We start from the raw sequence: 5411 nt of genomic DNA, 5'->3' as shown, positions 1-5411 counted from the left end.
CGGCGCAGCAGCAGCGAGAGCTGGCGGTAGGCGACGGCCTGCTTGGAGAGGTCGTCGTAGATGCACAGGGCGTGGCGGCCGCTGTCGCGGAAGTACTCGGCCATGGTGACGCCGGTGTACGGCGCGATGAACTGGAGCGGCGCCGACTCGGAGGCGCTGGCGGCGATGACGGTCGTGTACTCCATCGCCCCGTGCTTCGCGAGCTTGTCGACGACCTGGGCGACCGTCGACTGCTTCTGGCCGATGGCCACGTAGAAGCAGTAAACGCCCTGCCCCTTCTGGTTGATGATCGTGTCGATGGCGACCGCGGTCTTCCCCGTCTTGCGGTCGCCGATGATGAGCTCGCGCTGGCCGCGACCGATGGGGATCATGGCGTCGATCGACTTGATGCCGGTCTGCAGCGGCTCGTGCACGGGCTTGCGGGCCACGATGCCGGGCGCCTGCACCTCGAGGCGGCGGCTCTCGGAGGCGGCGATGGGACCCTTGCCGTCGATCGGCTCCCCCAGCGGGTTCACCACCCGGCCCAACAGGCCGTCGCCGACGGGCACGGAGAGGATCCGGCCGGTGGCCCGCACGATCTGGCCCTCCTCGAGGTGCTCGACGGGTCCGAGCACGACGGCGCCGATCGAGTCCTCGTCGAGGTTGAGGGCCAGACCGACGACTCCACCTTCGAACTCGAGCAGCTCGTTGACAGCGGCGTTGGCCAGCCCGGTGATGCGGGCGATCCCGTCACCTACGTCACGGATGCGGCCGACCTGCTGGGTGTCGACACCGGGGTTGAAGTCCGCGACGTTGCGCCGGAGGACGTCGGCGATCTCGTTGGCGTTGATGGTCAGCTCTGCCATTAGGGCTCCAGTTCGCTGATTTGGATCTCGATGTCGGGCAGGTTGATGCGGTCGCGCAGCAGGTCGAGGCGGTGGCGCACGCTTCCGTCGACGAGGGTGTCGCCGACCGCGGCCACGAACCCACCCAGGAGCTCAGGGGCAACCGCCACCCGAACGTCGACGGGATGGCCGGTGATCCGCCCGAGAGCCTGACCCAACCGGCGGCGCTGGTTCTCGTCGAGCGCCACCGCGGCGCGCACCTCGGCCACCCGGCGGTTGGACTCCTCGGCCACCCGCTCGACCAGCCAGTTGAGGGTGTCGGGGATGTCGCGCGCCCGGCTGACCCGGGTGGCGTAGGCGGCCAGGCCCACGGTGGTGGCCCCGGCCCGCCCGGTCAGCAGCTCGGACACGACGGCGGCGCGCTGGGCCGCCGGCAGGTCCCGGTTGGTCAGGGCGTCGCTCAGGGCCTCGTTGCCGGCCACGATCCGGGCGAAGCGGAACAGCTCGTCCTCGACGCTGCCGAGACCGTCCCCCGCCGCGACCGGGGACAGGACCGCTGTGGCGTAGCCGTCGATGCGCTCGTGGGCGGCGTGCCGGCTGAGGACGAGGGCGTCGTCGGCGGCCTCGCCCCGGGCGGCCCGGGCGGCGACCCGCTCGAGCCACTCCAGGTTGGCCCCCGCCTCCGGGGCCCGGTCCTTCTCGATGGCGTAGCCGACCAGCCCCACCACCTCGGCGGGCATGCGGCTCTGCAGAAGATCGGTGAGCACGGCCCGGCGCTGGCGGGCGGGCACGCCGGGGTCGGCCAGCACCCCGCCCAGGTCCGAGGACGAGCGGACCAGGCTGACGACCGCGCCGAGCTGCTCGGCCAGCTCCGCGCCCCCGCCGGAGGCGCCGGCCGCCTCGAGCACCGCGTCGGCGTAGCCGTGGATCGACTCCCTCAACGCCGGCTCCCCGATGCGACTCTCAACGGGCCGCGCTCCCTCCGATGCCGGCCTCGCTCTCGGCCTCGGAGATGGTGCGGTCGATCAGGGCCCTCTGGGCCCGGTCGTCCATCACCTGGCCGATGACCCGCTCTACGACCAGCACGACCAGCTCTCCCACCTGGCCGCGCAGCTGCTCGGCGGCCTGCTGGGTGGCGGCCTGGATGTCCCCGGTGGCCCGGGTCAGGAGGCGCTGGTACTCCTGCTCCCCGCGCTCGCGCGCCTGGGCGCGCAGCTCCTCACCCAACCGGTTGGCCTCGTCGACCAGCTGACGGGCCTGGGCCCGGGCCTCGTCGAGGGCGCGCTTGTACTCGACCTCGGTCTCGTCCGCCCGCCGCCGCGCTTCCTCGGCGTCCTCGAGCGCCTTGCGGATCGTGTCCTGGCGCTCCTCCATCATCCGGTTCAGCGGAGGCAGCACCCAGCGCGCCAGCGCGCCGAGCACGAGCAGGAAGGCGATCAGCTCGACGACGAAGGTGGCGTTGGGGACGAGGAAGTTCGAAGCGAGAACCACGGTCGGGATCAGCCCTTGGCCAGGACGAACACGAACAGGGCCATGATGGCGAGGTTGATGAAGTACATGGCCTCGACCAGGCCGACGATCAGGAACATCGTCGTGTACAGGCGTCCCTGGACCTCGGGCTGACGGGCGATGCCCGCGATGGTCTGGCTCCCGGCCAGGCCGTCACCGATGGCGGCACCGATGGCCCCGCCGCCCATGGCCAGCCCACCGCCGGCGAACGCCCCGGCCAGCTCGATTGCCTTCTGAGTGGTTGCTGCCATTTAGGGATGTCTCCTATCTGGGTGATGTCTCGGGGATCAGTGCAGGTCGGCGCACATCAGTGCGCCTCTTCGGACACGGCGAACTCGTAGTACAGGATCGTGAGCAAGGCGAAGATGAATGCCTGGATGGCGCCGATGAACATGTCGAACAGCTTCCAGCCCATGGTCACCACCGCCGTCACCGGTGACGAGATCGGCGTCGTGAACGCCAGGATCAGGGCAATCATGATCCCGCCGGCGAAGAGGTTCCCGAAGAGTCGGAGGGCCAGCGTGAACGGCTTCACCACCTCCTCGATGATGTGCATGGGGAACATCACCCGGGGGGCCCGGAAGTAGTGGGCCACGTAGCGTCGCAGTCCCTTGCGCCGGATGGCGGCGGCATTGGCCAGGACGATCACCAGGATGCCGAGGGCGTAGGTGAGGTTGACGTCGGCGCTGGCGGCCGGGAGGTAGTCGGTGTTGTGGTAGACGCCGGGCAGGACCTCGATCCAGTTGGCCGTGAGGACCAGCATGAAGATGGTGACGGCCAGCGGCACCACCTGGCGGTACTGGGGCCCGAGGCTGGCCTCGACCTGGTCCTGCACCGAGCCGACCACGAATTCCCACAGCAGCTGGATCTTGCTCGGCACCCCGGAGCGGCCCTTGGACCTCACGTACAGGCCCAGGCCCAGCACGATGGCGCCGGCGATGAGCGTGGTCCAGATCGTGTCCAGGTTCAGCGAGATCCCGCCGATCTTGCGGACCACGTGGTCCCCGACCGGGATGTTCGGGATGGCGAGGACCGGGGCCAGCGCGCCGAGGCTAGGCATCGCGTCCCGCCTCCCGGCGCTGCCACGCCACCAGCGCCCCCAGTGAGTTGATCAGCAGGAGCATCTGGTAGGCAGCCAGCCCGCCGATCACACCCCAGCCGAGCGGCGGGACCAGCCACGTGAGGATCAGCGCCACCGCCGTGCAGACCCCCAGGCGGACGGCCACGCTCGACGCGAACGGCTTGCGGACGACCTTGCCCTCCTCGGTCGTGAAGCGGGCCGCCGACAGCTGGAACATCCGGTTGTTGAAGATGCTGAGGCCGAGACCGATGATGACGCCCGGGCCGACGAGCACCTGACCGAGGGCAACGCCCGCGCCGACCGCCAGGATCCCGAGGGCCAGCGCCGCCCGCAGCGTGCGCCGGATGACGGCGTCGACCTCGCTCACCGGGAAGGCCGTGCCCAACATCCCGCTACCGAGCACCGCGGCCTCCCTCCCGGACTACATGGACCTCTTGACCTCCCGCCAGGTCATGACCGCACCGAGGGTTGCGCCCCCGACCAAACCGAGAAACAGGAACAGCGGCAGGGTTCCCGCCACGCTGTCCACCAACCACCCGAGGCCCCCCCCGCCGAGCAGGCAGGCCGCCCCCATCAGCCCCAACTGGGCGAACTGGAGGATGCCCGGGGGACGCCGGCTCACGGCCGGACAGAGGCCCCGGAGGGCGCTGGTAGGGCGTCACGGCGGCATGTTCGCATGGAGAACGAGGGTGATGCAAAACGAAGGCTATGGGGCCTCAAAACCGTGATCCGAGGGCGTCAGGCCGGCGACTTCTGGCGCACGCCCGGGTGGAACAGCGTGTACAGGACGACCCCCAGGGCCAGGATCCCGAAGGGCACGATGGCATTGGTCGAGCCCGCCCCCGGAAGGTCGAACGTCGGGTAGAGGACCAGGCCGGAGAGGATCGCCGTCCACACCCACAGGATCAGCACCGACCGCCGGTGGCCGTGCCCCAGGCGCATCAGGCGGTGGTGGAGGTGCTCCCGGTCCGCCAGCGCCGGGCTGGCCCGCCGGGCCGTTCGTCGCACGAGGGCGAACGCCGTGTCGAGGATCGGCACCCCGAGGATCACGAACGGGATGAAAAGCGGGGCGAAGAAGAAGTAGGTCTCCCCCGTGAAGTGGAACTGGTTGGCGGTCTGGCCCCCGACGACCATGGTCGACGCCGCCATCAGGAGGCCGAGGAACAGCGCCCCGGCGTCCCCCATGAAGATCCGGGCCGGGTGGAGGTTGTGGGGCAGGAATCCGACACACACCCCACATGCGATGGCCGCGACCAGCGGGCCGACGTTGTCGGCCGACAGCAGGCCGAGATGCGAGAGGCGCTCGGCGTAGACGAAGAACGACCCGGCGGCGATGGCCACGATGCCCGCCGCCAGGCCGTCCAGCCCGTCGATCAGGTTGATGGCGTTGGCCATCACCGCCACCCACAACGCCGTCAGCAGCGGGGTGAGGTCGGGCCCGAGGACGATGAAGCCGGCGAACGGGACGCGGAAGTACAGCAGCGTCACCCCGAGGAAGTACAGGACGGTCGCGGCCACGACCGTCCCCGCCAGCTTGGCCGGGGCCGACACCTCCCGCAGATCGTCCACCGCACCCACGGCGAAGATCACCGTGGCGCCCAGCACCACCCCGAGGGGCGCCGAGCTGGGATGGAACACCTGGTGGAACGCCGGCATCAGCGAGGCCACGGCCATGGCCACCAGGAAGGCCAGGTACATGGCCGCCCCGCCGACGGTCGGGGTGCGCACCAGATGGGCGCGCCGCTCGTCGGGCTCGACGATGGCGCCGAGCACGGTCGCGACCCGCCGGACCGGGAAGGTCAACCCGTAGGTCAGTAGCGCGGCGAGGGCGAAGACCTCGGCGTAGGCGGCCACCGGCTACGCCAGGTCGGGATAGGGCGTGAACTTCGAGCAGAGCAGCGCGACCTCGTCGCGCACCTCCGCCACGACCGCGTCGAGATCGGGGGCGGTGGAGGCGGGGGCGGCGTCGCCTCCGCGCCCGGCGGCGTCCAGCACCC

8 protein-coding genes are annotated in these 5411 nt (G+C 70.6%); all 8 read right to left on the bottom strand.

The annotated features are described in order from the left end of the window. Positions 1-845, bottom strand: an 845-nt coding sequence (locus VFW24_01800; GenBank protein ID HEX5265481.1) for a F0F1 ATP synthase subunit alpha, incomplete at its 3' end; no start/stop codon positions are given. Next, positions 845-1765: a F0F1 ATP synthase subunit delta gene (locus tag VFW24_01795; protein HEX5265480.1), complete on the bottom strand. Its 921-nt coding sequence runs from the start codon at positions 1763-1765 to the stop codon at positions 845-847. The genes VFW24_01800 and VFW24_01795, both read right to left, overlap by 1 nt. Before the next feature lie 22 nt (positions 1766-1787). Then, positions 1788-2315, bottom strand: a complete 528-nt coding sequence (atpF, locus tag VFW24_01790; protein ID HEX5265479.1) for a F0F1 ATP synthase subunit B — start codon at positions 2313-2315, stop codon at positions 1788-1790. A gap of 8 nt (positions 2316-2323) precedes the next feature. Then, complete coding sequence (atpE, locus tag VFW24_01785) at positions 2324-2584, bottom strand: ATP synthase F0 subunit C (GenBank protein HEX5265478.1); 261 nt, start codon at positions 2582-2584, stop codon at positions 2324-2326. 56 nt (positions 2585-2640) lie between these two features. Then, positions 2641-3393 carry a F0F1 ATP synthase subunit A gene (gene atpB, locus VFW24_01780; protein ID HEX5265477.1) on the bottom strand — a complete coding sequence of 251 codons (753 nt, stop codon included), beginning with the start codon at positions 3391-3393 and terminating at the stop codon, positions 2641-2643. Continuing rightward, positions 3386-3817 carry a hypothetical protein gene (locus VFW24_01775; GenBank protein HEX5265476.1) on the bottom strand — a complete coding sequence of 144 codons (432 nt, stop codon included), beginning with the start codon at positions 3815-3817 and terminating at the stop codon, positions 3386-3388. Before VFW24_01775 ends, atpB begins: the two co-directional genes overlap by 8 nt. 18 nt (positions 3818-3835) lie before the next feature. After that, the gene (locus VFW24_01770) at positions 3836-4036 is read right to left on the bottom strand and encodes a hypothetical protein (protein HEX5265475.1); all 201 of its coding nucleotides are present in this window, start codon (positions 4034-4036) and stop codon (positions 3836-3838) included. Between the two features lie 116 nt (positions 4037-4152). Further along, positions 4153-5268 (bottom strand): MraY family glycosyltransferase, encoded by a 1116-nt coding sequence (locus VFW24_01765; protein ID HEX5265474.1) that lies wholly within the window; start codon positions 5266-5268, stop codon positions 4153-4155. Positions 5269-5411: the final 143 nt, after the last annotated feature.

Source organism: Acidimicrobiales bacterium (genome assembly GCA_036273495.1).
Classification (GTDB): domain Bacteria; phylum Actinomycetota; class Acidimicrobiia; order Acidimicrobiales; family JAJPHE01; genus DASSEU01.
This window is presented reverse-complemented; position numbering and strand designations above follow the sequence as displayed.